The organism is Clostridia bacterium, from assembly GCA_012840125.1.
GTDB lineage: Bacteria > Bacillota > DULZ01 > DULZ01 > DULZ01 > DULZ01.
On sequence record DULZ01000101.1, the window covers coordinates 14,444 to 41,202 of the forward strand.

A 26,759-nucleotide genomic window follows, 5' to 3' on the forward strand; every position below is an offset into this window, starting at 1 on the left:
ATATTAGGGGAAATAATTCATGGCCGTGAATTTTGAACTCTACAAAGTGTTTTATTATGTCGCTTTTTGTAGAAGTTTTTCCGAAGCCGGGAAGCGTTTATTCATTTCCCAGTCGGCGGTGAGCCAGGCCGTTAAGCAGCTGGAAGAACAGCTGGGTACCACCTTGTTTATCCGGAGCAGCAAGCAGGTGCGGCTCACCCCGGAAGGGGAGCTCCTTTTCCAGCACGTGCAGCAGGGATTTGCGGCTTTCCTGGCGGGGGAAAAGGCCATCACGGAGCTTCATTCCCTGGAGCGGGGGGAGATCCGGATCGGCGCCAGCGACACCATTTGCAAGCATTACCTGCTGCCTTATTTCAAGGAATTCCACGCCTTGTATCCCCAGGTCCGTTTAAAGCTCCACAACCGCCCTTCCCCGGTCTGCCTGGATTTGCTGCAGCAAGGGTTAGTGGACCTAAGTATTGTTAACCTGCCCCAAAGGCTTTCCCCCAAGGATTTCAAGGTAGTCAAAACCCGTCCTATCCAAGATGTTTTTGTGGCCGGGGCAGGGTTTGCCCAGCTTAAAGACCGGGAAGTATCCCTGGCGGAACTGGCGGGGTACCCGGTGCTCATGCTGGAAAAGGACTCCATCACCCGCCAGTTCTTTGACGCTTTCCTGGACAATCTGGGGGTTCACCTCCGGCCGGAGATAGAGTCCTCTAATCTGGACCTGCTGGTGGCCCTGGCGAAAATTGACCTGGGTATTGCCCTGGTAACCAGGGAATTCCTGCCGGAGGAGGCAAGGGGGGAGGAGCTGTTTATCATCAAGACCAAGGAAAAGATCCCGAAAAGGCACTTGGGAGTGGTGATCTCCGCCCGCACCCCTCTATCGCCGGCGGCCAAGATGTTTGTGGAACTCATGTTGTAGACAGGATTAGCAAAAAATGTTATAAAGGATACAGGTAATTTGCCTGATGGGAGGAATTTGCTGGTGCTAATTTACGACATACCTGGTAGAGGGATCATTGAAATCAAGCAGGTGGTCTTTGATTATAACGGCACCCTGGCGGTGGACGGTAAACTCATTGACGGCGCCGGGGAACTCCTGGCGGAATTGCGAAAACTGGTGGATGTTTACATCTTGACGGCGGATACCTACGGTACGGTAACCCGGGAATGCGCCTCCCTCGGTGTGGAAGTCCTGACCTTTCCCAGGGAAAAGGCCGGCGAGGCCAAAAAAGAAATCGTGGAAAGACTGGGAGCCGGGCAGACCCTCTGCGTGGGGAACGGTTTTAACGATATCGAGATGTGCCGGATAGCCGCCCTTTCCATCGCGGTGGTGGAAAAGGAAGGCTGCTGCGGCCGGCTTCTCTCTCAAGTGGACATTGTGGCCCCATCCATGGTGGATGCCCTGGCGATTATTTTAAAGCCCAATAGGGTCAAAGCTACTTTGCGAAATTAGGGCCCGGCAGGCGGGGGGAATGACAAGCCATGAGTAATGGTGGGTTTTCCAAAAAAGAAATGAGATTCTTGCTGGGTATCGGGGCGGCGATGGGGCTGCGGCAGCTGGGCTTGCTGATGGTCATGCCTTTTTTGGCTCTTTACGGCAAAGAATTAGCCTACAGCACCCCGGGTTTGATCGGCTTATCCCTGGGCATTTACGGCCTGTCCCAGGCGGTGCTGCAGGTTCCCTTCGGGCATTGGAGCGACCGCTGGGGGCGGAAAAAGGTAATCCTGGCCGGGCTCTTTATTTTTACCCTCGGTTTACTGCTGGCCTTCTTGGCGCGCAATATTTACCTGTTCATCCTGGCCCGTTTGCTGCAGGGCAGCGGCGCCATCATGTCCGTGGCTTATGCCTGGGTAGGGGACAGAATCGAAAGCAGCCGGCGGAACAAGGGCATGAGCATTATCGGGATCCTGGTGGGATTATCCGCCACTTTGGCCTTTGTAGGCGGGCCCGTCATCCACCGGTGGCTGGAGGTACCCCGGATGTTCCTCCTGTGCGCTGTGCTGGCTGTCATGGCTTTCCTGTACATCTGGCTGTTCTTGGCAGATGACGGCAAGCCTGCCGGGCAAGCTGGGCAGGAAGAATTCAGTTTCGCCGGTCTCATGAAAGATGCCAACCTGGTGAAACTGTTTGCGGCTGGTTTCTTCAACAATTACTTACTGGTCAGCCAGTTTTACATCGTGCCCTTGCTTTTGGAACACAGCCTGGGTTCGGAAGGCATGTGGCAGGTCTTTGTGCCGTCCACCCTGGTGGCCATCCTGGCCATGCGGGTGGCGGCTAAACATGCCGATGCCGGCCGGTTTGTGGAGACGACGGCTTTGTCATTTGGTGCCGTTGCTTTAGGTACTTTGGCTTATTACATTCCCGGAACCTTCTGGGTGGGCCTGGGCTTGCACTTGTTCATGGCCGGTTACATGTGTTTAACCACCCTGCTCCCCACCGCGGTTACCAAACTCAGCGGCGCCGGGTACAGGGGTAAGGTAACCGGGGTCTTCAATACCTGGCAGTTTATCGGTTCTTTCGTGGGGGGATCTTTGACGGGAATCCTGTGGGGTGTCCACCCGGCTTATGCCATCCTGTTGGTGGCCGCCGTGGCCGCCGCCGGCGTGCTGGTGGTTAGAAAGGTGCCCGCCGCGCCCTTGCAGGGGGAGGAACCTTTAGTATCTTGAGCAGCGTGTTTTCCCAAGTGACAAGAGAACAGGTAAGGGGACATTCCTTGGTTTTATATTCTAGAGGAGATGGGAGATACCCGAGGAATGTCCCCTTTTTTGTTAGAAACCGTAGATTTTGTGGCAGGTATCGCACTCCGGCGGCAGCGGCGTAGCCTTCAAGGTGGATAGGTATTTTTCCTCCGCATCTTGGAACACGATCAAGCTGGGCTCGGAGTCTCCCCACACCTCCATCAGCTCCTGGTAAGCAGCCGTGCGGGTGGCAAAAATGCTGCGGAAATTGCTATAGGCTTCACTGAGCCAGATTTCTTCCAGGGTTTGCTGCTGGATATTGCCAAAGGATTTGCGCGGGATTTCCGTCAAACTGCCGTTATGGTAACGGGGGTTGTGTTTTCGCGCCAGGTACGGGCAGCAGGTGACTTCGCCACCGGAGGTAACATAGATGTACTGGACCGGGTTTTGTTCGCAAAAGGCCAGCTGCTCCTTGGTTTTCAGGGGATAATGGTCGAAAATGAAGTTTTTTTCGTGGGCCCACCGGCGGGCTGCGCCCAGGTATTCTTCGTAGGCCGGATCGGGTTCTCCCTCGTAAACGAACAATTTGCTTCGGTCCGCCTGTTCATCAAATACATAATCAAGATTGGTGCAGTAGAATTCGTTGACACCTAAGGCATGGGCCCTTTGCACCGCTTGGGGCAGTTCGGCGACCGTATCTTTGGTCAGCATATAAGAGATTTTGATGGCCGGTTCCTTGCTCTTGCGATTTTTCTTTTCTTTGGCTATTTGTTCAATACCGGACCAGATTTGCTCTAAATCAGTGCCCGCTCTGACTTTGTTGTGAGTAGCCGGGGTGGCACCGGCCAGGGAAATGGAAACTAGATTCACCCCGTGTTGGAACAGGGCGTGGACATTCTCCGGGTTTAGGAGAGTGCCGTTAGTGGTCAATCCCACACTGGCCCCCTGTTGTTTGGCCAACTCTATCATCTGCCAGAGATGGGGGTGCAGGAAGGGTTCTCCCCAGCCCTGGAGATAAACCCACCGGGGCCAAGTGAAGTAAGGCACAAGCTTTTGAAAAAGATCCATGGGCATGAATGACGGTGCTTCGGGATCTTTTTGCTGGGTGGTGGGGCAGAACGTGCAGCCGGCATTACAAGCGGAACTGACTTCCACTTGTATCGCCTGCAGGAAGCGAACGGGCTCTTTCTTTTTGCGGAATAACCTGCTCAAAAAACTCACCGGGTTCACCTACCATTGTATTGTAATAATGTAAAGTTAATTTCAACCCGGCCCTTCTTTTTTCCTTCAAGGTTCGTGAAAAATTTCATAATCCTTGCCGGCTTTCCTGCCCAACTTAGTAAAATGGTTTCCAAATCCTTGCTTGGGGACTCCCATTGACAAAAAACATAATTGGTATTATAGTTAATTACACAAGTAATGAACCAAGGAGGTGCCCGGGTGAAACCATTGCTGGATGAATCAAAGCCTATTTACCTGCAGATAGCCGAAAGAATTGAGGATGAGATCTTAAACGGCACTTTGGCGGAAGGGGAGCAGGTCTATTCCACCAATGAGTTTGCCAGGATGCTCCAGATCAATCCGGCTACGGCCGCTAAAGGAATCAACTTGCTGGTGGAGGAAGGGAAACTGTTTAAGAAAAGGGGAATCGGCATGTTTGTAGCAAAGGGGGCCAGGGAAATAATCCTGGCACAGCGTAAGGAGCGATTTGTGCGGGAAACCATCACCGCCTTATTTCAGGAAGCGGCGAAACTGGGCATTTCCAAAGAAGAACTGTTGCAGCTCATCAGGGGCTATGAAGGGGGGCGGAATTGATGACCCAGGCGGTGGAGATCCGGGGGCTGAGCAAAACATTCGGCAGAACGCGGGCCCTGCAGGATGTAAACATGGCTTTAGAGAGCAATAAAATCTTCGGCTTGCTGGGCCGCAACGGAGCCGGGAAGAGCACCTTGATAAAACTCATCACCGGCCAGCTGTTTCCCACCGGGGGAGAGATCAAAGTATTCGGCGAGGCACCTTATGAAAATGCCAAGGTGCTCAGCCAAATCTGCGTGATCAGGGAAAACGGCACCTTTCTGAAAGACATGAAAGCCAAGGACGCCTTAAGCATTGCCGCGGCTTATTATCCCAACTGGGATCAATCCCTGGCGGACCGGATGGTGAAGCATTTCAAGCTGGATTTAAGAAAGTGCTACAAGTCACTGTCCTTAGGTATGAAATCCCAACTGGGGATAATTGTGGGTTTGGCCAGCCGGGCGCCCTTGACCATTTTTGATGAGCCCTATATCGGGTTGGACGCCCCGGGTAGGCAGCTCTTTTATGATTTGTTGTTGGAAGAGTACATGGCTTATCCCCGGACTTTTATCCTCGCTACCCACCTGATTGACGAGGTAGCCAACCTGTTTGAAGAAGTTATCATCCTGGCGGGGGGCTCGGTAAGACTACAGGATGAGACGGACCGGATTAAGGAGCAGTCTTTTTTCATCAGCGGCCCGGCGCCAGAAGTGGAAAGACGGGTGGCGGGCAAAAAGGTTATTTATCGCCATACTCTGGGCAAAACCCTGGTGGTAGGTATCTATGACCGGTTAAGCCCGGGGGAAATCCAGGATCTAAAGGCCGCCGGTTTGGAAGTTGATGCCATGCCGCTGCAGAAGCTGTTCATTTATCTCACGGAGGAAAGAGGTGACGGGGATGTCTAGACTGTGGCAAGGGGTAAAGATACAGTATCTCTATGCCAAACCGGGTTTTACGGTTTTTTGGGGCATCATCCTGGGCATCATGGTGGTGCAGTACCTGGGCTTCTTTTATTTCTTTCCTATGGGGAATGTAGAGGTCAAATCCGTCGCCGGGGGGCATATCGTGGCGGTCATCATCTACATGGGTATTGCCACCGGCATGCAGTGCTGGGAAACGCTGCCCTACGCCCTCAACTTGGGGAATACCCGGCGAGAGTTTTGGCTGGGGTGTGCCGTGTTTAACTGCTTGTATGCCCTGGTCATGGCTGCCATCCTGGTGGGACTTTCGCTCCTGGAATTGGCGGCTTATGCCGCACTAGGACTAGAGCACCAGTGGATGGGTGAGGCCGGTGCCCGGCAGGTTTTCACACACCTCATGGTGGACTTTGCCGTTATCGCCGCCGTCGTGGCGGGTGTATTCCTCGCGGTGATGCTTGGCTATCGTTTCGGCTGGAAGCCTTTCCTGATTATGGCGGCAGGCATCATCAGCAGCTTCAAGCTGTTTCCGGCCTGGGGTCAGGCCTTAGGCAAGTTGATTGGATACTCTATCCTGGTGACCTTTGGCAGAGGAACGCCCTGGCCCTTCATCGGTTGGATGTGTGTTCTTACCGCCATTTGTTATTTACTGGCATACCCCCTGGTCCGGGGCAGCCAGGTGAAAAGTTAGAGAAAAGGGGTGTCATCATGCGAGCAGTGCCGTTATTATCAATCAAAGGCATCAAATGCGGTCACGCCCAGGACTTGGAGCATGGTACCGGGATTACGGTGGTGCTGTGTGAGGAGGGAGCGGTGGCCGGGGTGGACGTCCGGGGCGGTGCCCCCGGCACCAGGGAAACGGATTTGCTGGATCCTTGCAACCTGGTGGACCGGGTGCACGGGGTGTTCCTGTCCGGGGGCAGCGCCTTCGGCTTGAATGCCGCCGCCGGGATTGTGAAGTATCTCGAGGAAAAGGGTGCAGGGTTTGATGTGGCGGTGGCCAGGGTGCCCATTGTGACCGGGGCTGTCTTGTTTGACTTGACGGCCGGCAGTCCTAGGGTGCGTCCCGGGGAGGAGATGGGCTATGCTGCCTGTGTCAATGCCAGGTGCTATGGGGAAGAGCTGGAGGAAGGCTGTGTCGGGGCCGGCACCGGAGCCACCGTCGGGAAATACCTGGGCCCCCAGCGGGCCATGAAGGGCGGTTTGGGTGCGGCGGCCTATCAAGTGGGGGGCCTGGTGGTGGGTGCCGTAACGGCAGTGAACTGCCTGGGCGATGTGCGCGATCCGGCCACGGGCCGATTGCTGGCTGGGCTTTTGACCCCGGACCGGAAGGGAATTATGAGCACGGAGGAGGTCATGCTGGCCGCGGCGGAACAGGCGAGTAAAACAAATCTATTCAGCGGCAATACCACCATCGGGATCGTGGTCACCAATGCCCTCTTAACGAAAGCGCAAGCCAAGAAAATTGCCTCCATGGCCCATGACGGCTTTGCCAGGACTATTATTCCTTCCCATACCCTGGTGGATGGCGATACCATTTTCGTCATGAGCACCGGGGAAGTGGAAGCGGACTTAAATGCCCTGGGGCATCTCGCCGCCAAGGCCGTGGAACAGTCGGTGCTGCGGGGCGTGACCAAGGCCACCGGCATGTACGGCTACCCGGCGGCGGCTGATCTCCGGAAGTAACAAAATACCCCCTGCGTAGGGGGATTTTTTTACGGCCGCGGGCAGGAAGTGGAGAATTCCAGGTTTTGTTCCGCTTCCTGTCCGGTTTTGCCCTGGGGCATAACTGCCTGCAGCTTATTCATTTTTTTCATTTCCAGCATGATTAAGGTACCGGTCAAGGCGACCGATAACACGTCGGCGATGGGGGGTGTGCGCCATACGCCCTCAATGCCCCAGAATCTAGGCAAGGTAAGCAGCAGGGGAATCAAGAACAGTACCTGCCTGGACAAGCTGAGGATGGTGGATTGCAAGGCTTTGCCCACGGCTTGGAAATAGCCGGCGCAGACTATTTGGAAACCGACGATGGGCAGCATTAAGAAAAAGGTTTTCAAAGCATGGACTGCCAAAACGGTTAGCTCCACATCGTCACCGGTGAACATCCGGACAATGGCCGTGGCCCCCAGCTGGATGGCAAAGAAACCGGCAATACAGAAAACGGTAGCGGCCCAAACGGCAATGCGGAGGGTTTCTTTGACCCGGCCGTACTGCCTGGCCCCGTAGTTGAAGCCGATAATGGGTTGGGCCCCCTGGTTTAAGCCGATCAAAGGCATGATCATAATGGTACCGATAGCCATAACGATACCCACAGCGGCCAGGGCTTGATCGCCGCCGTAGTACTGCAGGGTTTTATTCAAAATGACGTTTTGAATACTGTTGGCGATCTGCATCCCGAAAGGAGCAAAGCCAATGGCCATGATACTCATCAATACCCGGAAGTCAGGTATCAGGTTTTTGAAACGGATTTTCACCAGGCTCTTGCCGCCAAAGAAATAGCTCAAAACCCACATGGCCGAGATGAATTGAGCAATGACGGTGGCCATGGCGGAACCTTTAATGCCGAAACCCAGCCGCATGACGAAGAGATAATTCAAGATGATATTGATGAATGCGCCAAGGATTTGGGTGGACATGGCCCGGTTCGGGTTACCTTCCGCCCGGATGAAGTTGTTCATCCCCATGCTAATGGCCCCAAACACGGAACCCAGCATAATGATCCGCAGGAATTCCTTGGCGTAAGGGAGGACAGTGGGGCTGGCGCCGAAAGCCTTTAAAATGGGCTCCGGATACAATTCGAAGATGACGGCACAGGTGGCAGGGAGGATGATGAACATGGCCGCGGCATTACCTGCGATTTTTTCTGCCTCCTCTATGCGTTGCTCGCCCAAACGGATGGAGATTAAGGCGGTGGCGCCGATGCCGACGAGGACGGACACAGCCATTAAAATGATCATGATGGGAAAAGCCACCGTGGTGGCGGCAATGGCAATGGAGCCGACGCCTTGACCCAAAAAGATCCGGTCTACAATATTGTACAGGGAGTTAACGAGCATGCCTACGATGGCCGGTATAGAAAAACTGAGCAAGAGACTCCCTATGTTCTTATCTTTCAATTCCAGTGAACGGTCCATGGATACCACCTTTTCTACAGCTTTTTCATGAATTCTACTACTTGACGGAGGTGGCGGCGGAATTCCTCCAATTCCGCGTCCTCCACGTCTTCGAACAGTTCCAGGAGTGTTTGCGTGGACCGGGCGACAACTTGATCCATGTCCTTTTTGGCTTGGTTACTCAGGGACAGGCGGTACTTTCTCCGGTCTTCGGGATCCACACAGCGCTCCACCAGGCCCAGGTCTTCCAATTGGCTGATAATGGTGGTGAGGCCCGCTTTTTCAATATCCAACAGCCGACTCAATTCGGTAAAAGTCAAGCTGTCCAATTGATACAAAGTATGAATGACTTTGGCCTGGTTTTTCGTTATTTTACAGGTAAACTCATCATCCTGGCGCAGCTTGCGCCAGAATTTCTGGTGAAAAAGCCACATGAAACTAAAGAAGAGCAAGTGCAACTCCTTGGCTTGCTCCTGGTGCATGGCGAAACCCCTCACGATTAGTTTGAATTCGTACAATAATCACTGTAGCACAACTGCCGGTGAAAAGCAAGCAGATCCTGGCCCGATCTTTCCCGGGAAATGTCCCCCGACGGTATGACAACCGGCAGCAGGGGGCTTTGTTGCGAACAAGTTACTGTATTATTTGAAAGTGCTTGTCTGCCCGTGTATACTAAAAACAGGAAATACATGCCATGACAGGAACCGGCGATGGAGACGGGAGGCACTGGCTTGCAAAGGGAAAGAGGGTTTAGGATGAACGCATTCGTAGACAAGCTCAGCCGCTATGAAAAAGTGAGGATCAGTACGGATGAACTGCAAGAGATTTTCGGAGTTGCCGAATATGGGGCATTTTATCTCATAGTGTCCAACCTGGTAGAAGAAGGCAAACTTGAACCCATTAAAGCTTCTCGCCTCAACGGTCGGATGCCTCCCTTGTATAACCGGTATCGCATTGTCAGGGAGCAAAATGATCCGGCTGCTTTTGTTGCAGAGATACGCCTGTTAAATCCCGGCTTAAATATTGAAGGATATTTAGCCCGGCCTCAGGTTTACCGCAAACACCGGGAGGTAATCCTGGGATTAAGCCGCTACCTGTGGCATCACCCTGAGTTGTTAGCAAAGCCCATGTCCTGCAAGGAACGATCCTTTTCCATTTGGGGCAAGGAAAAATTCCTGGAACAAAACAGGGCCTTGGTGAAAGAAGTGCTGGAGTTTAACGGGCTGGCCCCCGGGTTCTTGCATACATACGATACCCCGGAACCCTTTTTCGAGTATGTTTTTGCCGCGGCGGGAAGCACGAAGGTCTGTATTATTGAGAACAAAGACACATGGTTCACTTTTCGCAAGCTGATGAGAGAAACTGGGAAGAATATCTTTTTTGGCGAGCCGGTGCATGTCCTGATTTATGGGGAAGGAAATAAAATCACGAAGCCAGATGCTTTAAGGGAATACGCCCGGGAGATGCTGGGACAACAAGAGGCGGCAGTAAGATTTCTGTATTTCGGCGACCTGGACAAGGAGGGAATCCGCCTTTATGCCCGAACCAGGAAAGCGAATCCCGGTATAGATTTACACCTGTTTGTTCCTTTTTACTCCTTAATGATGAAACTGGCATCCGATCGGGAATTGCCCTTATCCCATGACAGGCGGGATATCCCGGTGCCCTGGGAGGAATTCCTGCCTTCTTTTCCGTTAGCGGAACAACAACGGATGCAGGAAATTATAAACAGCGGCCGGTACATTCCCCAAGAAGTCATTAATTATCCGGTTTTGGCAAGCCTCTTGTCTTGACCTAGGAGAGAGTGGATGAAGGATGTTGGCTGGTAAAGAGTTTCTTGAAGGCTTTGAAAAAAGGATGCAGTTGGTGGCCGTGGTAGATGCAGTGCTGCATCGCCGCCGGAAAAATATGGAGTTAGAATCCCTGTTTGCGCCGGGCCACATGGAAAACTTGATTTTCTCCGTCCTGGTATTCATTATGGAAAAAACCTTGGCGGAGGACGAAGCATGTACCATTGAGAGTATCATTGGATTTTTGCGGGACATCCTGCCGGCATACGGTGTTGACCTGCCGTATGAAACAGTGCGGCAGCTGGCTGACTACATTGTGAAAGACGTGTTGCAGCATGGAGGGGAGGCCCGCTACTTTCCTGTGATGAAGTACGGCCAAGGCATGACGGAATTCCGGGTCAAACTCATTGATGACCGGCTGAAAGAAACGGAGTATGGTTACGAAGTGCAATACCTGTTGACGGATCAAGGATATGATTTTCTTTTCCGTACCAAAGAAGTGGAACAGGAGATCAGCTTTACCATTGAAGAGCTAAAACTGCGGGAATTGATCAGGAGGAAAAACTACCGGAAAGCCCAGCAGCAAAGCGCCAGCCTGGTGCAAATGATCCGCCAGAAAAAGCGAGAAATGGAGCAGTTCATGTATAAAGTGCGGGAAAATATCTATGCCGTAGATATAGCTGACCTGGAACGCTTGTTGAACAGCACCTATGAACTGTTAGAAGAAGAGTACAACTTGTTAGCCCAGATTAAAGAAATGGTGGCCTTGTCGGAACAGCGCCTCTTGGAAGAAGAAGGGCGCCGCTTGGTCCTTGACGAAGAGATGCAAAAAGCCAAACGGGAAATCTTGGCCATCCGGCACAATATTAATACGGCACTGAAGGAACAGAGAGACATGGTGGTGGAAAGATTTAGCCTTTCCAAGATTTACTTAGAAACCCTTCAGGACACTTTCGCCCAGGGATTAACCAAACGGTTTGATTTGGAGAAAGAGATTCTTCTTCCTTTGGAGGAATGTTCCCCGGGCCTTATTCCCCAATTATGGCAGCTGCTGAATCCGTTGTTTTTGCCTAACCCCAATAAGATTTTGGGTTTGATGTCCATTTACCAGAGACAGGTGCCCCTCCGGGAAGTCGACCAGGAAGCAGAGGGGATTTTGGTGGAGAGCCTTGAGGAAGACCTGGAGTTAGAGAGAATCCAAAGGTTAAATGAGGCTCACGTGACTTTGATGAAGCTTTTGTTTCAATTTGACGCCGGTGAAACAGATGCCTTTTATCTAAGTGAACTGGTGGACCAGCTGGAGGCAAGGCCCCAACTGCTGGGGGAACTCATGACGGAAAACCTATTGTTTACTGATATGCTGAAGCTTTATGAAATAGGTGCGATTGACGTAGCGGCTTGGCTGGATGCTCCCGATGAGGCGATCATGAATGCCACCGGGGAGTTGGATGTGGACTACTGCCTGCACCGGCTGTTTTTCGAAGAACCATCCCTGTACGGGGTGGCAGAATTGAAATTCACCAAAGCCGGCGACAGCCCGGTCTTCAAGGAAATTCGCTATCAAAGGCAGCAGCAATGGTACCGGCAGCAGGTGACCTTTACCGATTTGCTAATTGAGGTGAAACGACGATGAGCGCTACCGCCACGGCTTTTAAAATATTTAAGATCTTGCTGGCCCAAGGACAGCTGGACCGGAGTACGGACAGCGATTTGTTTTTGGATTTCCGGCAACCGCAGGTGCGGGGGATTCTGGCGGACTTGGAGGAGGAACTGGAATTTACTATTGTGGAAACCCCCGGCACCCTGTACCTGGTGCCGAACGCTGACAACGACCTGCTGGGTTTTGTGACTAAGGATCTGCGGGAATGGGTGGCTAAAGGGGCCCGGTTGGCCGATGCTTTCCTCCTTTGCTACATTATCATGTTCATGCTCTATCTCTTTTACGGGGGCAAGAATATCAATCCGAAACAGCGAGATTTCCTGCGGGTCTCTACCCTGATAGAAGAACTGGATAACCGCTTCGGTTTAGCGTTGCATGACCGGGCTGAGGCGGAATTACTGGATGAACAATACGGTATCAATTTTGTCAAGATCGCGGAACTGTGGGACAGTAAGAAGAGTTTCGAGGAGGGCAGCCGCAAGCATAAAATCTCCACCGTGCTCAATGCCTGCCGCCTGCTGGAGAGGGAAAAGTTGATTTACCTGGTGGACGACAAGGAAATTCGTACCACCAAGAAACTGGATGATTTAATGCTGCATTACTATTTGCAGGAGAGCAGGGTAGATGAGATCCGCCGCTTCTTTGCTCAGGGAGGTGATACGGGTGCCCAAGATCAACCGCATCCGGATAATTAATTTCGCTTACAATCACGACCGCCGCCATATTCTGGATGAGACTTTTAATTTTTACGGCGGGGAAAATGCCCTCTTGAGCCTGGCCAACGGCGGGGGAAAGAGTGTATTGGTGCAGCTTTTCTTGCAGCCGGTGGTGCCCGGAGCAAGACTGCAAGGACGTCCGGTGATCAGTTTCTTTAAAAGGAGAAAACAGCCTTCCTATGTCCTGGTGGAGTGGAAGCTCGACGGCGGCGGGGGATATCTCTTGACGGGCGTTGGCCTGGCTTCCCAGGAAGTCAAAGGAGCGGATGAGAATGACAGGAGCCGCTTGAGGTATTTTACTTTTACCGTCCAGTACGTCCAGGCGAATGCTTTTGACATTGCTCATATTGAGCTGGTTACTAGACAGGGCGGTCTGTTGACGGTGAAGCCCTTTCGCGAGGCGGCTCAAATGCTGGCGGATAAAGCCAAAAAAGACCCGGTGTATTTTGCTTACTTCACCCAAGATGACCAGCAGCAGTATGCCTCCCACCTGGGCTCTTTCGGTATTTCCCAGGAAGAATGGCGCAATATCATCGCCCGGATTAACGACAGCGAAAGCGGTCTGAAAGAGGTTTTTGAGCAGTGCCGTACTTCCGACCAGCTCCTGAATACCTGGTTGATAAAAACCGTGGAGAAAGTCTTGTACCGGGACCGGGAAGAAGTACGCCGCTTGGAAGAAATGCTGGCCCGTCTAGTCCAAGAGATGGTGGACAATGAGCAGTACATCATAGAAAAAGAGATGCTGGTGGAGTTTATTAACGCCTTCGAAAGATGGGGCGCGTCCCTGGCGGACCTGGTCAACGGCCTGGATGAGGAGCAAGCCTGCAAAAGTAAATTAGCGGCCTTTTACCACCTGGTGCTGGAAACTATCAAAAGGCTGGAGGAGGAGAAAACCGGTAAGGAAGAGGCTTTAGAAGGGGCAAAAACGGCCTTGCACCGGCTCCAGGTGGAGGAAAAGTCCTACGTTTATTACCAGTTCCTGGAGGAGTACGAGAGACTGTACGAGGAGTGGCAGGCTGCGGCCGGGCGGCAAAATGAAACAGCCCAAGAGCTGGAAGCCGCCAAGAGGGAGAGAAAGCGGTTGGAGGCGGCGCGCCTGGCGGAGGAGAAGCGGGAATTGTCCGCTGTCCTGGCGGCTTTGGAGGAAAGAATATCCCTGCTCAGGCAGGAGTTTGACACCGACGGGCGGATCAAAAGCTTGGAGTATTCCTTAAAACTAGGGTATGAGGCCCTTTTGGCCGGGATAGAAAAGGAGTTGACCAGTCTCTTAGCGGCGGAGAGGACTGCGAAGGCCAGGCAGCAAGAGATAGCAGAGCGATTACAATCTTTGGACCGCCGCCGGGTGCAGTTAAGCACCGAGGAAGGAAAGCTGGAAGAGCGGATCCGCGCTTTCGAGGATTATCAAAAAGAAGTGGAGGAGAAACTGGGATTTAGTATCAAGAGGGATTTATTCGGCCGTTTTCAGGAGCAGGATGCCCTGAAGATCAAAGAACGACTGGCAAGTCGGCACCGGGACCTGGTGGTGGAGGCAGAAAGACTCCTGCGGCACCGGGAAGAGGTTAAAACCCGGATGGAGGAGATCTACCGGGAGCAGGTTGACTTGCAGGTGGCAAAGGCAGAAACCACCAATCGACGGCAACAACGACAGCAGGAGCTCCATGAGTACCTGGAACTGGAAGCGGAATTGGCCCAAATCTGCCGCCGCCACGGGCTGGACTTTGCCCGGCGGTTTGAAAGGGGAGTTTTGGAAAGGGCTTTGCAGCAGCAGGTGGCAGCGGCGGAAAAGCGCAAGTACAGCGCCGCCGGGGAAAGGGACCGGGTGGAGGAAATCATCAAGGCCCTCCGGAAAGGCAGGCTGCATATTCCAGCCAGTTTGCTCGCGTACCTGGCAGAGGCGGATATCGAGTTTATCACCGGCGAAGAGTATTTAACGGCCCAACCCGATGAGATTAGAAGTAAGCTTTTGGCGGAAAACCCCTTGCTGCCTTATGCCCTGCTCATGACCCGGGAAAACTTGGACAAACTAATGGCTCTCAACCGGGATTTCACCCTGCGTCAGGCAATTCCGGTCCTTACTTATGACAACTTACGAGCAACCTTCTCCCGTGGGGATAAGTGGGCTCAACCGGCGGATGCGTTAACCTTGATGTGCTGGTATGAAGGGCGTATCTTTGATGCTGCCCAACTGGAAAGCTTTATCTCCCAATTGGAGCAGGAACGCAGGCAGTATGAAGACAATTATCACCACCTGGAAGAAGCATTGGCCGTGTTGCGCAAGGATCAAGCTTTTGTGTCCCGGTTCACCTATTCCGGCGATTATTGTTCCCGTTTAGAACAGGAACTGGAAACTTTACGGCAGCATTTAGACGATCTAACCGGGGCGGAGCAAGAACTGGCATTGGAACGGGAGGACCTGGTGACCGCTTTGCAGGAATTGGAGCAGACCCTGAACGGTAATCAACAAGAGCAGCGAGAGGCTAAAGAGGCCCTGGCTCTCTATACGGAATTCCTTGCCAAGAATGAACGCTATGAAACCGCCCGGCAGCAATTGGAACAAATCCGGGCCGAAAAACGGGAGGTAGAAGCCGCAAAAGCCGGGTTGGAAAAAGAAATGGCTAAGCTTCAGGGCGAACTGAAAGGGCTGGAATGGAACATTGCTGCCCAAAAAGAGAAAAAGGAAGCTTACACCTGGAAGCATAGCCTGGTGCAGAATGCTCCCGAGGCTCCGTTGGAAGAGGGCACGGTGAAAGAACTGGAAGCCAAGCTGGAGGCTTTAAAAGCACAGCACCGGGATACCCTGGGCATTTTGGAAGACAATAGAAAAAAGGCCGCCGCGGAATTGGCCCAAAAAGAAAAAGAGCTTAAGCGGCTGGGCCTTCCCGGGGAAGAGTATGAGGGGGTCACCTACCGGGAAGAAAGAGTGGATTGGCTGGAAAAAGAGATTCCCCGGCTGGAGGAACTGTTAAGGAACCTGGGAGAAGAAGAGTCTAAGGCGCGTGCGAGAGCAGCGGCCCAAGAAAGCTCCGTAAAACATGCCTTGGAGGAAGTTAGAAAGCTCAATGTGCCGGAGCCTCTTGCACCAAGTGAGATCAAAGGGGATTTCCAAAGCCGGAGGCGGCAGCTTAACCGGGAACTGGAACAGCTGGAACAAGACAGGCAGCGCCTCATGCAGCTCATCGGGAAACACGCCGGACTGGCAGACCGGGTCTTAGTGGTACCCGGTTTAACCGGAGTAGAGCCGTACCCGGATCTATCGCTGGAGGATGATCCGGAGCGGCAGTTTTCAGGGTTGTTTGAGAACTACCGGCGGAAAGAACAGGATAACAGAGCCAAGCTGCACCGGAGCCAACATGAATATTTCCAGCTGCGTTCCCGGTACATGGATAAGAAGCAATACTTCACCGATATTTTCGCCGGGTTGGATCCCCTGTGGGAGCAAGCAGGCACGGAATTTGCGACTTACTACTACCTGTATGAGAGAGTCCAGCAGCAGTTGGAAATGCTCCGCAACTTGCTCAGGTTCTATGAAAACCGCATGGCCAATTTAGAGCGCAGCAAGCAAGACATGGTGCAGCAAAGCTATTTTCACGGGCTGCAGATTTACGAAGAGCTCCAGAAGATCTCCGAGTGCTCCCGGGTGAGGCTCCAAGGTCGCGCCAGGCCGGTAGACATGCTGAGAATCAATACTCAGTTGGAAGAAGGAGCGAAAGAAGACGCCCGGCAGAGGGTCAAAGAGTACGTGGAGGAATGCATCCGTATTGTCAGGGAAGATTTGCGCCAGGGCAAAAGGGAAGAGGAAGTCCAGAAAACCATTGCCCGGCTCATGTCCAGCCGGGAACTGCTCAACCAGCTCTTAGGCACCTCCCGGATTCCGGTTCTGGTCTATAAGATTGAACTGAATATGCAGCTCAGCCGGCATAAAGTCTGGGATGAAGCCATCAAAGAGAATTCCGGCGGGGAGAAGTTCGTGGTTTTCTTCTCTGTATTAGCCGCTCTCATGGCGTACACGCGGAGCAGTACCATGGGTGCGATGGGACTGGATGGTGAGCATATAGCCAGGGTGTTAATAATGGACAATCCTTTCGGGCCTATTTCGTCCGAGCATTTGCTGCGTCCCCTGTTCGATATTGCGGAAAAACACAACATCCAGCTCATCTGCCTGTCCGACTTGAAACAAAGTTCAATTATGAATTGTTTTGACCTCATTTTCATGCTGAAAGTGCGGACCGGCATCACGGGTGAGAAAGAGTACCTGGTGAAAGAAGCAATCTATACCAGAGATCAGGGCCCGGTCTCCGGCGATGAACAGCTGGAAAAAGCAGTGTTCAAGGCTTCTGAGGTGATGCAGGTTAGCATGTTTGATGGTGACGAGTGAAAAAATGCCGCCGGCAGATGGCGGCATTTTCTTTGGGCTTCTTGGTGCCTGGAGTACAATTAGGGGTTTAGTCCTTTAACGGTATGGCAGCCAGTGGGGAATGACAGGAAAATATTGGGAAAGCCAATTAAAGCCTCATGGTGCGGCTGATATACTAAGAGTTAACAGGCAGAAAACACCGGCTGCTTGATACTTTCTTTGCCAGTTGGAGGAGGTCTGATGACGGAAGAACAGAGTTTGTCATTAGACCGTACTAAGGACGTTACGGCAGCGATTTTTGCTGAGTATCCTTTATCTCGTGTGGCAGTTTTGGCTCTTGTGCTCGCGGAGAAGTGAGGGCCGATAGTGATATAGATTTTCTCTTGGAGTTTAGTCAGCCGGAAAGCGGCCTTGTTTTCGTAGAACTTAAACGCCGGTTAGAACACAAACTGAAGCGTAAAGTAGACCTCATCACCTACAATTCTCTCCAATATTCAAAGTACAAGGATGACATTCTTAAGGAAGCGAAGGTTATTGATGAAAAAACGACTGCCGGCACCGGTTTACCCGTGTAAACTGCCCCACAGTGTTTCCAGCACTTCCCCGGCTTTGCCCTCGATCGTCAAGTCAAAATCGTATCCCTGGACCGTTATGTCGTCGTTCAAGTAAACAGTTTTGCCCCGGGCCAACCTGGGCAGCTGGTTCACCGGGGCCACCGCCAGGCTGGTGCCGATAACCAGCAGCAGGTCCGACTGCCTTATTTCCGCTACCGCCTGCTCCCAGGCATCCATGGGCAGGCTTTCCCCAAAGAGGACCACGTTGGGCCGCAGCCCCTGCTTACCGCAGTGGCGGCAGGGCTTTTTGGCCAGGAAATCTTCCGCGCCGGCCGGCCGGTTACAGTAATGGCAGCGGAAAGTCCGGATGTTGCCGTGCAATTCAAATACCCTTTGGCTGCCGGCTACCAGGTGCAGCCTGGACACGTTTTGGGTGGCAACGGCCTTGACCAGTCCTTTGGCTTCCATTTCCGCCAGGATATAATGGCCCCGGTGGGGTTGGCATGTTTCCAGCAGTTTGTACCGGTGGGCATAGAATGCCTGGAAGAGGGGATAGTTCGTGTCGAAGGTATCAATGCTGGCTAAGACCCTTGGGTCCTGGTTGCGCCACAGGCCGTTCTTGCCGCGAAAATCGGGAATGCTGCTCTCCGTATCCATGCCGGCACCGGTCAGCACCACCGTATGCCGGGAAGCGGTGACCAGCTCACTCAGCTCGCGTACCAAGTGCTCCATGGGAGTTCACTCCTTTGGATTCGGTGGGTGTTCTTGGAACGGTTTCATGGCAAAAAGTCTTATCTTAATTATAATCCATTTTGCGGCGGGCGGCGCGGCATTTATTTACGGGAATGGAACCGGGCCGGGGCCTCCCGTAGCCCGTTCTGGGTTTTATACCAGTGTACCCTAACGATTGGCCGGTAGGCCGGAGTGGTTTTTTGTGGCGGCGGCAGGAATCCGGTCCCCGGTGGCTAAGTGTTTAGAAAATGCCCAAGGGGCTTGTGAAGGAGAGTTGAGATGAGATGAGCCAATGCAGCATTAGTTTTGCCTACGGTGAACAAAAGGATGGTTTTCAGGTCACGGTGGATGAGGCGGTTTTGTCCGGGTTGATCCAAGCCAAGGCGGTACCGTCCCTGGCGGATTTCCCCGCCCAAGTGCGGCAGGCCCTGGACCATCCTATCGGTTCCCTGCCCTTAAAAGATTTAGTACAGCCGGGAGAAAAAATCCTGATCATTACCAGCGACATCACTCGACCGGTGAAGAGCGAGGAATTCATGCCGGTGCTGGTGGAGTACCTGAATGAGGCGGGCATCAGGGATGAGGACATGCACATCCTGGTGGCTACCGGCACCCACCGGGAAGCTACCGAGGAAGATATACTAAGACTGCTGGGGCCGGACCTGGCGCGCCGGATTCCCGTGACCAGCAACCGGGCCGCAGCCCCCGGGGATTTTGTGTACCTGGGTACCTCTGCCCGGGGTACGCCGGTGAAAATTAACCGGTTGGCGGTGGAAGCGGACCGGGTTATTCTGACCGGCGGCATAAGCTTTCATTTCTTGGCCGGTTACAGCGGCGGTCGCAAGAGCATCGTGCCGGGTATTGCCGCCCAGGAGACGATCCAGGCCAATCACAGTCTGGTCCTAGACGCGGGGGAGCAGGTGGGGCAGGGCCTGGTGGAGGGTAATCCCCTGGCGGAAGATATGGAAGAAGCGACGGCGATGCTGAACCCCAGCTTCCTGTTGAATGTGGTTTTAAACCACCGGGGCGAGCCCGCCGGGGTTTTTGCCGGCCACTGGATCCAAGCCCACCGGGCGGGTTGTGCCTTTGCTCACCGTTGTTTCGGCGTGACCCTGCCCGAAAAGCGTCCCCTGGTGATTGCCGGAGCCGGTGGATTTCCTAAAGACATCAACCTTTACCAGGCGGCTAAAGGACTTTTGAACGCCATGGCGGCGGTGGAAGAAGGGGGCACGGTGGTCTTTGTAGCCGAGTGCCGGGAGGGCATCGGCTCGGATGAATATTTCGCCCTGGCCAAGATGGACCGGTCCCGGGAAGAGAAAGAGGAGATCCTGCGGCGGGAATTCAGTATCGCCCGGTATATCGGCTATTTGAACAGCCGCTGGGCCCGCCAAGCTACCATTAGGCTGGTGTCCGCCCTGCCGGCAGATCAGGTGCGGGCCATGGGTATGGAACCCTGCCGCAGCTTGGCAGAAGCCCTGACCGGGATGGACCCGGTTGCCTTCCGGCATTGCTGGTTCATGCCCCAGGCGGCGGGTATTGCCGTGGTATAAGAAATTTTCTCTTTACAAGGGGAACGGGTGATTGTAATATATTAATTAATAAGCCGTAAAGGGGGGTCTCTATCGAGGAGCCGAGATGAGCTGAGGGGATGAAAACTTGCTAGAAAATTATGGATGAGGTGAGCTGAGATGAGTTTAAGAGACACGACCCAAATTGCTTTGTTGCTGGCGGTTGGTACGGTATTGCGGATTATTATGCCCGGCTATGGGGCCGGGATGAAGCCCGATGTGGCTTTGGCTATGTTGTTCATCATCATTGTCATGAAACCGCAGTTTAGAACGGTGCTGGTGGCCGGTATCATTGCCGGTTTACTGGCGGCTTTGACCACCAGTTTCCCGGGGGGCCAGATCCCGAACATTATTGATAAGCCCTTGACCGCCATGTTTGCCCTTGGTATTGTGACTTTACTCAAGGGCCGCATTCCCGATGTGGGGATTGCCACGTTGTTGGGCGTGATTGCCACTATTTTCAGCGGTACGGTATTCATGCTGACGGCGTTGGTGTTAGTAGGGCTTCCGGCGGCCTTCCATGTTCTCTTTACCACCGTGGTGCTGCCGGCGGCGGTGATGAACACCATCTCCGTGCTGGTGCTGTACCCGGTAATCAAGTTCAGCAAGAACGTGGTGGAAAGCACCCAGCGAGCATAAAGATTTAGCGGAACAGCAAGTCATGGAGTTCTTCCCCTGACAGGAGAAGGCTTCATGGCTTTTGTGTTTTCGGCTGATCCGGAGGGACGGCGGCCGGGAGGGTCTGCTTGGCAGGATTTTTTTTAGCCATGGCTAACTATACAGTAAGGTAAGGAGGACAGGCGGGGAATTATCAGAATTGTCATTTAAATATAACCCGGCGAGGGGGTATGTTTTTTGCGCAAAGCCATTTTGGACTGGGATGCCACCACCCTGGCGGAGAAGATCCGGAACGGGGAAGTGAGCGTTACCGAGGCGACGGAAACCTACATCCGGCAGCTCAAGACCGTGAATCCCCGGCTCAATGTGCTGGTGGAAAACCGTTTTGCCGAGGCCCTGGCGGAGGCGAAACAATGTGATGACCTGCTGAAGGAAGGCAGGGCTCAGGGAAGGCTCTTCGGTGTACCCATCAGCATGAAGGAATGCTTTGACGTGGCCGGCATGCATACCACCGGCGGGCTCACGCACCGGAAAAACTTCGTGGCCACGGAGGATGCGGTGGCCGTGGCGCGGCTCAAGAGGGAAGGGGCCATCATCCTGGGGAAAACCAACACCCCTGCCTTGTGCTTCTGCCAGGAGACGGTAAACAAGCTCTACGGCCGGACCAATAATCCCTGGGACGTGAGCCGGACCTGCGGCGGCTCCTCCGGCGGGGAAGGGGCTCTCATGGCCGTGGGAGGGGCGGCGGTGGGATTCGGGGGGGATATCGGCGGATCCATTCGCTTCCCGTCCCATTGCAACGGGGTCGTGGGCTTTAAGTCCGGTAACGGGCAGGTGCCGGGAGAGGGCCATTTCCCGCCCATTACACAGCCCCTACAGGTACGGATGCTGGGTTTGGGGGCTATCGCCAAGTCCGTGGACGATGCGGAACTGATTAACGAAATCGTGGCCGACCGGCCCCCGCCGGATTTGGACCTGGACGGCTTTACCGTCACCGTCTATGCCGGGGACCCCAGGATTCCCCTGGGAGAAGAAACGGCGGCATGTTTGCAGCAGATCACCGGTTACTTCAAGCAAGATTACCCGGTGGACCATACCCCGCCGCCTTTCCTGCACCAGGTGAGCCTGATGTGGCAGCTGATCATGTCTTACGATGAAAACGGGGAGTTTGTCAAAGCTTCTTTTGGTGACCGGCCTTTTCACCCGGTGTGGGAGTACCTGCGGGAAGTGGTGACCGGTACTTCTCCTTATCACCGCTATCTAACCTGGGCCCTCATCGGCGCGGCTTTGTTCCGGCCGCGGCTCAGGCAGATGGCCAAGCTGAGATTGGACCTGGCCAAAGCCGACGAAGCGGCCCGGGAATACTTTGCCCAAAGGGTTCTGGTACTGCCGGTGTACCACCGGACGGCGCCGCCCCACGGGGGGCTGTTCCGGGAGATCTTTTCCATCAAGCGCACCTTCCTCAAGTATATGCCTTTTATTGCCCTGGCCAACGTGCTGGGGCTGCCGGCGTTGACGGTGCCGGTAGGAACCGACGGGCAGGGACTGCCCATCGGGGTCCAGCTCATCAGCGCCGTGGGCAACGAAAAAGCCCTGTTCCATTTTGGGAGACTGCTGGAACGGGAATTCCGGGGTTACGTGCGCTGCACCAAGTACGACAGCTGAGGAACAACCCACCGTCGCTGCCGCGAGAAGCGCTCTTTCAGGGTAGGAACGAGATCCGCTCCTTTACCGTTTCTACCCTTAAGGAAGCACCGCCGGGCGGCGGGTGGGTTTCCTGTTTTATCAATGCCGGCCCTGCAGCAGTTTTTTCTCCAGGAAAGCCACCGCCTGGTACATGAAGGTGGCCAGCAGGGAGATGATGAGGAGGCTGGTCATCACCAGAGTCAGGTTGAACACCTGGAAGCCGTAAATGATCAGGTAGCCCAGCCCGGCTTTCGCCACCAGGAATTCTCCCACGATGACCCCCACCCAGGACAGCCCCACATTCACTTTCAGGGTGGAAATGATGCTGGGGATGGAAGCGGGCAGGACTACTTTGTAAAAACTCTGCCAGCGGGTGGCCCCCAGGGTTTGGGTGAGCTTGAGGTAATTGGCATCCACTTCCTGGAAGCTGCTGTAGACCACGATGGTGGTGATGATGCCGGAAATGGCCACGGCGATGGCCACGATGGGGAGAAAGCCGGTGCCCAGGGTGACGATGAAAAAGGGGCCCAGGGCCACTTTGGGCATGCTGTTTAAGACCACCAGGTAAGGGTCCAGCACCCGGGCCAGGAAAGGAGAGGCCCAAATGACGATGGCCAGCAAAGTGCCCAGCAGGGTGCCGAGGCAAAAGCCTACCACCGTTTCCAGGACGGTGACCCAGGTATGGCGGTATAAAGAACCGTCAGCAGCCTTTTCCAGGATGAGCTCCCAGATGCGGCTGGGCTGGCTGAAAATAAAGGTATCGATCATACCGCGGTTGGCGCCTACTTCCCAAAAAACCAGCAGCAGGATGAGGAGGGAGATCTGGGTCGCCAGCACCTTCAGCTGCTCTAACCGCAGTGCTTTTAAGTACTGCCCGTGTTCTTCGTTTTGTGCTCCTTTCACCAGCCAGTCATTAATCCTCATAGGCATCCATCTCCTCCCAGAGCTTTTGGAAATATGTTTGGAATTCCGGCACGTTCCGGCAGGCCAGCGGCGTTTTGCCGCTGATGGCCGGCGGGATCTCGATGACGGCTTGAATGCGGCCCGGATTACGGCTTAAGACATAGATCCGGTCCGACATGGCCACCGCTTCCGAGAGATCATGAGTGACCAGCACGGCGGTTTTGGCGTGTTTCTTTAAAGTATCATGGACCAGATCCTCCAGCCTGAGTTTGGTCTGGTAATCCAGAGCGGAAAAGGGTTCATCCAAAAGCAGGATCTCCGGTTCCAGGGCCAGGGTTCGTACTAAAGCCACCCTTTGCCGCATGCCCCCGGAGAGCTGGTGGGGGTAATGACGGCGGTAGTCGATAAGTCCCATTTCCTCTAAAAGGTGCAGGGCGTGTTCCTTTGTTTCTTTGTTAAGCCTGCGCGTAATCTCCAGCCCCAGCAGGATGTTTTGCTCGATGGTCCGCCAGGGGAAGAGGTAATCTTGCTGGAGCATGTAGCCTACCTTGGGGGTGGGTCCTTCTACTTTTTGCCCGAAAATGCGGATTTCCCCCGCCGAGGGCGGAAAGAGCCCGGCCATGAGAGAAAGCAAAGTGGTTTTGCCGCAGCCGCTGGGCCCTACCAGGGTGACAAATTCCCCGGCCAGGACGGTGAGGCTCACCTCCGCCACGGCGTAGTTGACGCCGGTCTTGGTGATGTATCGCTTGGACACGTCCTTGAGCTCAATGGCAGTAGCAGTGGTCATAGCGGTCCCTCCTTCTTGCCTATTCTATGCCGGGGAGGAAGGTGCCGACACCCGTCACAAAATTAAAAACCCGGCCGGAGCCGGGTGTAACGACAGTTTAATAGCCGTACAGCTCGTATGCCTTTTCCGCGAACTCGGTGGTGACAATGGCGTCATAGGGGACTCTTTCTTTCAGCTCACCGGCGTTGGCCATGATGTTTTGCAGGTTCTCCAGGCCTTCCGGGATGATCACGCCGCTGGCCGGCCAGGTATCCTGATCTTTGTAGCGCCTGACCACCGTGATGAGGATGTCCATATCCGTATCTTCAAAGTACGGGGCGATGACGTGGGCGATCTCCTCCGGAGTATGACGGTGGACGTAGTTCAATCCCCTTTGCAGGGCGTTGGCAAATTTCTGGATGGCTTCTCCGTTCTTTTCTAAATAGCTGGTCTTCGCCATGAAGCAGGTGTAAGGCAAGATACCGCTTTCCACTCCCAGGGAAGCCACCACGTATGCTTTTCCTTCCCTTTCTAAAAGGGCCGCCACCGGTTCAAACAGGTGGGCAAAATCACCGACGCCGGATGCAAAGGCGCTGCCTAAGTTAGCAAAATCCACGTTTTGGATGATCTCCACATCCACATGGGGGATAATCCCGTTCTTGGCCTCCACGTATTCGGCCACCATTTCCGGCATGCCACCTTTCCGCTGGCCCAGCATGGTTTTGCCCCGGATCATTTCCCAGGAGAAGTTTTCGATGGGTTCCCGGGCTACCAGAAACTGGCCGTCTCTTTGGGTCAGCTGGAAGAAGTTCAGGATGACGTCGCTGCTGCCTTGCTGGTATACGTAGATGGAAGTCTCCGCCCCCACAAAGCCCACGTCGGCCTCATCGGTGAGAAGATAGGTCATCACCTTGTCACCGCCGAAGGCGGTGGATAATTCTATGTTAATTCCTTCCTCGGCAAAATAGCCGTTGGCCAGGGCCACATATAAGGGAGCATAGAAAATGGAGCGGGTTACTTCGGAGAGCCGGATAATGGGTACGGTCTCAGTTTCCGGAGCGGTTTTGGGAGAGCAGGCTGCCAGCCCTAGGACGGCAACGACGAGTATACTTACCAGCAGTATTTTCCACCAGCGCATCAATACTTTCCCTCCTGTGGATTTTTTACCATCCTATGCGCCGCCGGAATTGATGGTGTGCCCCGGGGTATGGTAATAGCTGCCATGGTATAATAAGAACAACATTAACTGAGAAAGGGAGAAATACCATGCGCTTGTTTATTGCCGTAGACTTCCCGGCAGGGGTAAAAGATTACCTGGCCCGGCAAGAAGCGGTCTTGAGGAAGTTTTGCCACCGGTACAATTTCACCCGGCGGGACAATTTTCACTTGACCGTGAAGTTCCTGGGAGAGGTGGGGGTAGACAGTCTGCCCGCCGTGACTAATGCCATGGACCGGGCCGTGATGGGCATGAAACCTTTTGAGCTGGTCCTCAGCCATTGGGGCTGTTTCCACCGCGGCAGCCGCAAACTCCTTTGGATTGGGGTGAAGGGGAACGTCCCCGCTTTTACCGGGCTCTTTCACCGGGTGGAAGAGCAGTTGGCGCCCCTGGGCTTTCCCCGGGAAAACCGGAAGCTCACCGCCCACATCACCATGGCCAGGGAAGCGGTGTTGAAAGAGGACTGGGAAAAGGTGGCCCCGGTTTTGGCGGTGGAGCCCAAAGTGATCCCGGTGACGAGCATTACTTTGATGGAAAGCACCCGCGTTAGCGGGGTCCTGACCTATATACCCCTTTATGAAAAGAAGTTCTGAAATAGTCATTACCGGTAAAACCGGCGACCAGGGCCGGTGAAACCATGGGGACTGTTAACCTAATACAAAAATTAGGTTGACAGTACCGGGGATATCCGTTATCCTGTACAGCAAGGATAACTTTGATAAGGAGGAAGAAGCTTGCGCATTAAAGACGTGCTCTTCTGTGCTTTGATGGTGGCGGTGCTGGGAGTGCTGGCCCAACTGGCCCTGCCCCTGGGGCCTGTGCCTTTTACCCTCTCCATCCTCGGCGTTTATTTCACCGGCGGGCTGCTGGGTCACCGGTTAGGCGTCATCGCCATGCTGGCTTACCTGTTTCTGGGCGCCTTTGGGGCACCTGTCTTTTCCGGCGGCCGGGGAGGCTTGCCCGTGCTGGCCGGGCCCACCGGCGGGTTTTTGTGGGGTTATGTGATTGCCACTTATCTCATCGGTCTCGCTTTTTCCCGCCGGCCGGATCTGGCGGAAAACTTCCTCAAGCTGGCGTTAACCTTTACTGCCGGGTTGGCGGTCATCTACCTGGCGGGGGTGTGCCAGCTCAAATGGTTGCTGGGGCTGCAATGGCCCCAGGCCCTTGCCATGGGGGTGGCACCTTTTGTGCTGCCGGATCTTTTGAAGGTATTCGCGGCGGCTCTTATTATCCGCCCGGTGCGAAGAGCCCTGGCGCAGGCAGGTTTATTGCCTTAGGATAAAAAGTTTTGGCCCCGGCAGGGTATTATAATAATAAGGCGAAATCAATAATTGGTTATAATTTCCCCTCGCGGGAGATGGAGGAGGTATGATTATGTGGAAATGCGGCGTTTGCGGGTATATTCACGACGGGGAGAGTGCTCCGGAAAAGTGTCCTAAGTGCGGTGCCCCGCAGGAGAAGTTTGAAGCCTTATCCGAAGAAGCTGCTAACCTGGTAGAACGGTCCCGCTTCAGCAACCAATTGCTGGCTGCTCTTATGGGCATTGGTGATGAACTGGAAGCGTTGGCGGACGAAGGAATTGAGGACAACCTGGATCCGGGCTGTTTAGCCCTGTACAAGTATGCCAAGAAAGCGGCCGTAGAGCTGCGGCAAATGGCGAAAGCGGAAATCCAAACCCACATTTCCAAGGGTAAGTGGGGATAATAGA

The 26,759-nt window shown here is 54.0% G+C and carries 25 protein-coding genes; 18 read left to right on the forward strand and 7 right to left on the reverse strand.

Annotated elements, in window-relative coordinates; translation table 11 throughout:
* Positions 1–19: 19 nt before the first annotated feature.
* From GXX34_11855 to GXX34_11865, 3 genes are all read left to right on the forward strand, one after another.
* A complete protein-coding gene (locus GXX34_11855) occupies positions 20–904 on the forward strand; it encodes a LysR family transcriptional regulator (protein HHW08201.1) in 885 nt (294 codons plus the stop codon).
* Between the two features lie 63 nt (positions 905–967).
* On the forward strand, positions 968–1,438 hold the full coding sequence (locus tag GXX34_11860) for an HAD family hydrolase (GenBank protein ID HHW08202.1): 471 nt from the start codon (positions 968–970) through the stop codon (positions 1,436–1,438).
* Positions 1,439–1,467: 29 nt separating this feature from the next.
* Positions 1,468–2,652, forward strand: a complete 1,185-nt coding sequence (locus tag GXX34_11865) for an MFS transporter (GenBank protein HHW08203.1) — start codon at positions 1,468–1,470, stop codon at positions 2,650–2,652.
* Between the two features lie 102 nt (positions 2,653–2,754).
* On the opposite strand, the gene GXX34_11870 is transcribed toward GXX34_11865, so the two are convergent.
* Positions 2,755–3,885, reverse strand: coding sequence for a radical SAM protein (locus GXX34_11870; protein ID HHW08204.1), 1,131 nt, complete (start codon positions 3,883–3,885; stop codon positions 2,755–2,757).
* A 219-nt stretch (positions 3,886–4,104) separates the two neighbouring features.
* On the opposite strand from GXX34_11870, the gene GXX34_11875 reads away from it, so the two are divergent.
* Genes GXX34_11875 through GXX34_11890 form a run of 4 tightly spaced genes read left to right on the forward strand, consistent with a single transcriptional unit; the run spans position 4,105 to position 7,061 of the window.
* Entirely contained in the window at positions 4,105–4,479 is a 375-nt protein-coding gene (locus tag GXX34_11875; protein ID HHW08205.1) for a GntR family transcriptional regulator, read from the forward strand.
* The gene (locus GXX34_11880) at positions 4,479–5,363 is read left to right on the forward strand and encodes an ABC transporter ATP-binding protein (GenBank protein HHW08206.1); all 885 of its coding nucleotides are present in this window, start codon (positions 4,479–4,481) and stop codon (positions 5,361–5,363) included. The genes GXX34_11875 and GXX34_11880 overlap by 1 nt, the downstream gene beginning before the upstream one ends.
* The gene (locus tag GXX34_11885; protein HHW08207.1) at positions 5,356–6,066 is read left to right on the forward strand and encodes a hypothetical protein; all 711 of its coding nucleotides are present in this window, start codon (positions 5,356–5,358) and stop codon (positions 6,064–6,066) included. The genes GXX34_11880 and GXX34_11885 overlap by 8 nt, the downstream gene beginning before the upstream one ends.
* A 17-nt stretch (positions 6,067–6,083) precedes the next feature.
* Positions 6,084–7,061, forward strand: a complete 978-nt coding sequence (locus GXX34_11890) for a P1 family peptidase (GenBank protein HHW08208.1) — start codon at positions 6,084–6,086, stop codon at positions 7,059–7,061.
* A gap of 29 nt (positions 7,062–7,090) precedes the next feature.
* Here GXX34_11890 and GXX34_11895 read toward each other — a convergent pair whose 3' ends face one another.
* Together GXX34_11895 and GXX34_11900 are read right to left on the reverse strand one after the other, a co-directional pair.
* Entirely contained in the window at positions 7,091–8,509 is a 1,419-nt protein-coding gene (locus GXX34_11895; protein HHW08209.1) for an MATE family efflux transporter, read from the reverse strand.
* A gap of 14 nt (positions 8,510–8,523) precedes the next feature.
* Entirely contained in the window at positions 8,524–8,970 is a 447-nt protein-coding gene (locus tag GXX34_11900) for a MarR family transcriptional regulator (protein HHW08210.1), read from the reverse strand.
* Between the two features lie 273 nt (positions 8,971–9,243).
* On the opposite strand from GXX34_11900, the gene GXX34_11905 reads away from it, so the two are divergent.
* The 5 genes from GXX34_11905 to GXX34_11925 all read left to right on the forward strand — a co-directional run bounded on the left by GXX34_11905 (position 9,244) and on the right by GXX34_11925 (position 17,583).
* Entirely contained in the window at positions 9,244–10,281 is a 1,038-nt protein-coding gene (locus GXX34_11905; protein ID HHW08211.1) for a hypothetical protein, read from the forward strand.
* Positions 10,282–10,303: 22 nt separating this feature from the next.
* The gene (locus GXX34_11910; GenBank protein HHW08212.1) at positions 10,304–11,911 is read left to right on the forward strand and encodes a hypothetical protein; all 1,608 of its coding nucleotides are present in this window, start codon (positions 10,304–10,306) and stop codon (positions 11,909–11,911) included.
* Positions 11,908–12,633: a hypothetical protein gene (locus GXX34_11915; GenBank protein HHW08213.1), complete on the forward strand. Its 726-nt coding sequence runs from the start codon at positions 11,908–11,910 to the stop codon at positions 12,631–12,633. Before GXX34_11910 ends, GXX34_11915 begins: the two co-directional genes overlap by 4 nt.
* Positions 12,602–17,029 (forward strand): hypothetical protein, encoded by a 4,428-nt coding sequence (locus GXX34_11920; protein HHW08214.1) that lies wholly within the window; start codon positions 12,602–12,604, stop codon positions 17,027–17,029. Before GXX34_11915 ends, GXX34_11920 begins: the two co-directional genes overlap by 32 nt.
* 332 nt (positions 17,030–17,361) lie before the next feature.
* Positions 17,362–17,583, forward strand: coding sequence for a hypothetical protein (locus GXX34_11925; GenBank protein ID HHW08215.1), 222 nt, complete (start codon positions 17,362–17,364; stop codon positions 17,581–17,583).
* Here GXX34_11925 and GXX34_11930 read toward each other — a convergent pair.
* Positions 17,572–18,294 carry an NAD-dependent deacylase gene (locus tag GXX34_11930; GenBank protein HHW08216.1) on the reverse strand — a complete coding sequence of 241 codons (723 nt, stop codon included), beginning with the start codon at positions 18,292–18,294 and terminating at the stop codon, positions 17,572–17,574. The genes GXX34_11925 and GXX34_11930 overlap by 12 nt on opposite strands.
* Positions 18,295–18,578: 284 nt before the next feature.
* Here GXX34_11930 and larA point away from each other — a divergent pair, with 284 nt between their 5' ends.
* The 3 genes from larA (at position 18,579) to GXX34_11945 (ending at position 22,145) form a co-directional block, all read left to right on the forward strand.
* Positions 18,579–19,844 (forward strand): nickel-dependent lactate racemase, encoded by a 1,266-nt coding sequence (gene larA, locus GXX34_11935; GenBank protein ID HHW08217.1) that lies wholly within the window; start codon positions 18,579–18,581, stop codon positions 19,842–19,844.
* A gap of 138 nt (positions 19,845–19,982) precedes the next feature.
* Positions 19,983–20,501, forward strand: a complete 519-nt coding sequence (locus GXX34_11940; GenBank protein ID HHW08218.1) for a tryptophan transporter — start codon at positions 19,983–19,985, stop codon at positions 20,499–20,501.
* A gap of 216 nt (positions 20,502–20,717) precedes the next feature.
* A complete protein-coding gene (locus tag GXX34_11945) occupies positions 20,718–22,145 on the forward strand; it encodes an amidase (GenBank protein ID HHW08219.1) in 1,428 nt (475 codons plus the stop codon).
* A gap of 120 nt (positions 22,146–22,265) precedes the next feature.
* Here the strand turns inward: GXX34_11945 and GXX34_11950 are convergent, their stop codons facing one another.
* From GXX34_11950 to GXX34_11960, 3 genes are all read right to left on the reverse strand, one after another.
* Positions 22,266–23,090, reverse strand: coding sequence for an ABC transporter permease (locus GXX34_11950; protein HHW08220.1), 825 nt, complete (start codon positions 23,088–23,090; stop codon positions 22,266–22,268).
* Positions 23,080–23,856: an ABC transporter ATP-binding protein gene (locus tag GXX34_11955; protein HHW08221.1), complete on the reverse strand. Its 777-nt coding sequence runs from the start codon at positions 23,854–23,856 to the stop codon at positions 23,080–23,082. Before GXX34_11955 ends, GXX34_11950 begins: the two co-directional genes overlap by 11 nt.
* 97 nt (positions 23,857–23,953) lie before the next feature.
* Positions 23,954–24,973, reverse strand: a complete 1,020-nt coding sequence (locus tag GXX34_11960) for an ABC transporter substrate-binding protein (protein ID HHW08222.1) — start codon at positions 24,971–24,973, stop codon at positions 23,954–23,956.
* A 128-nt stretch (positions 24,974–25,101) separates the two neighbouring features.
* On the opposite strand from GXX34_11960, the gene thpR reads away from it, so the two are divergent.
* From thpR to GXX34_11975, 3 genes are all read left to right on the forward strand, one after another.
* Entirely contained in the window at positions 25,102–25,644 is a 543-nt protein-coding gene (gene thpR / locus GXX34_11965; protein HHW08223.1) for an RNA 2',3'-cyclic phosphodiesterase, read from the forward strand.
* Between the two features lie 141 nt (positions 25,645–25,785).
* A complete protein-coding gene (locus GXX34_11970; GenBank protein HHW08224.1) occupies positions 25,786–26,328 on the forward strand; it encodes a biotin transporter BioY in 543 nt (180 codons plus the stop codon).
* Between the two features lie 91 nt (positions 26,329–26,419).
* A complete protein-coding gene (locus GXX34_11975) occupies positions 26,420–26,755 on the forward strand; it encodes a rubredoxin (protein ID HHW08225.1) in 336 nt (111 codons plus the stop codon).
* Positions 26,756–26,759: the final 4 nt, after the last annotated feature.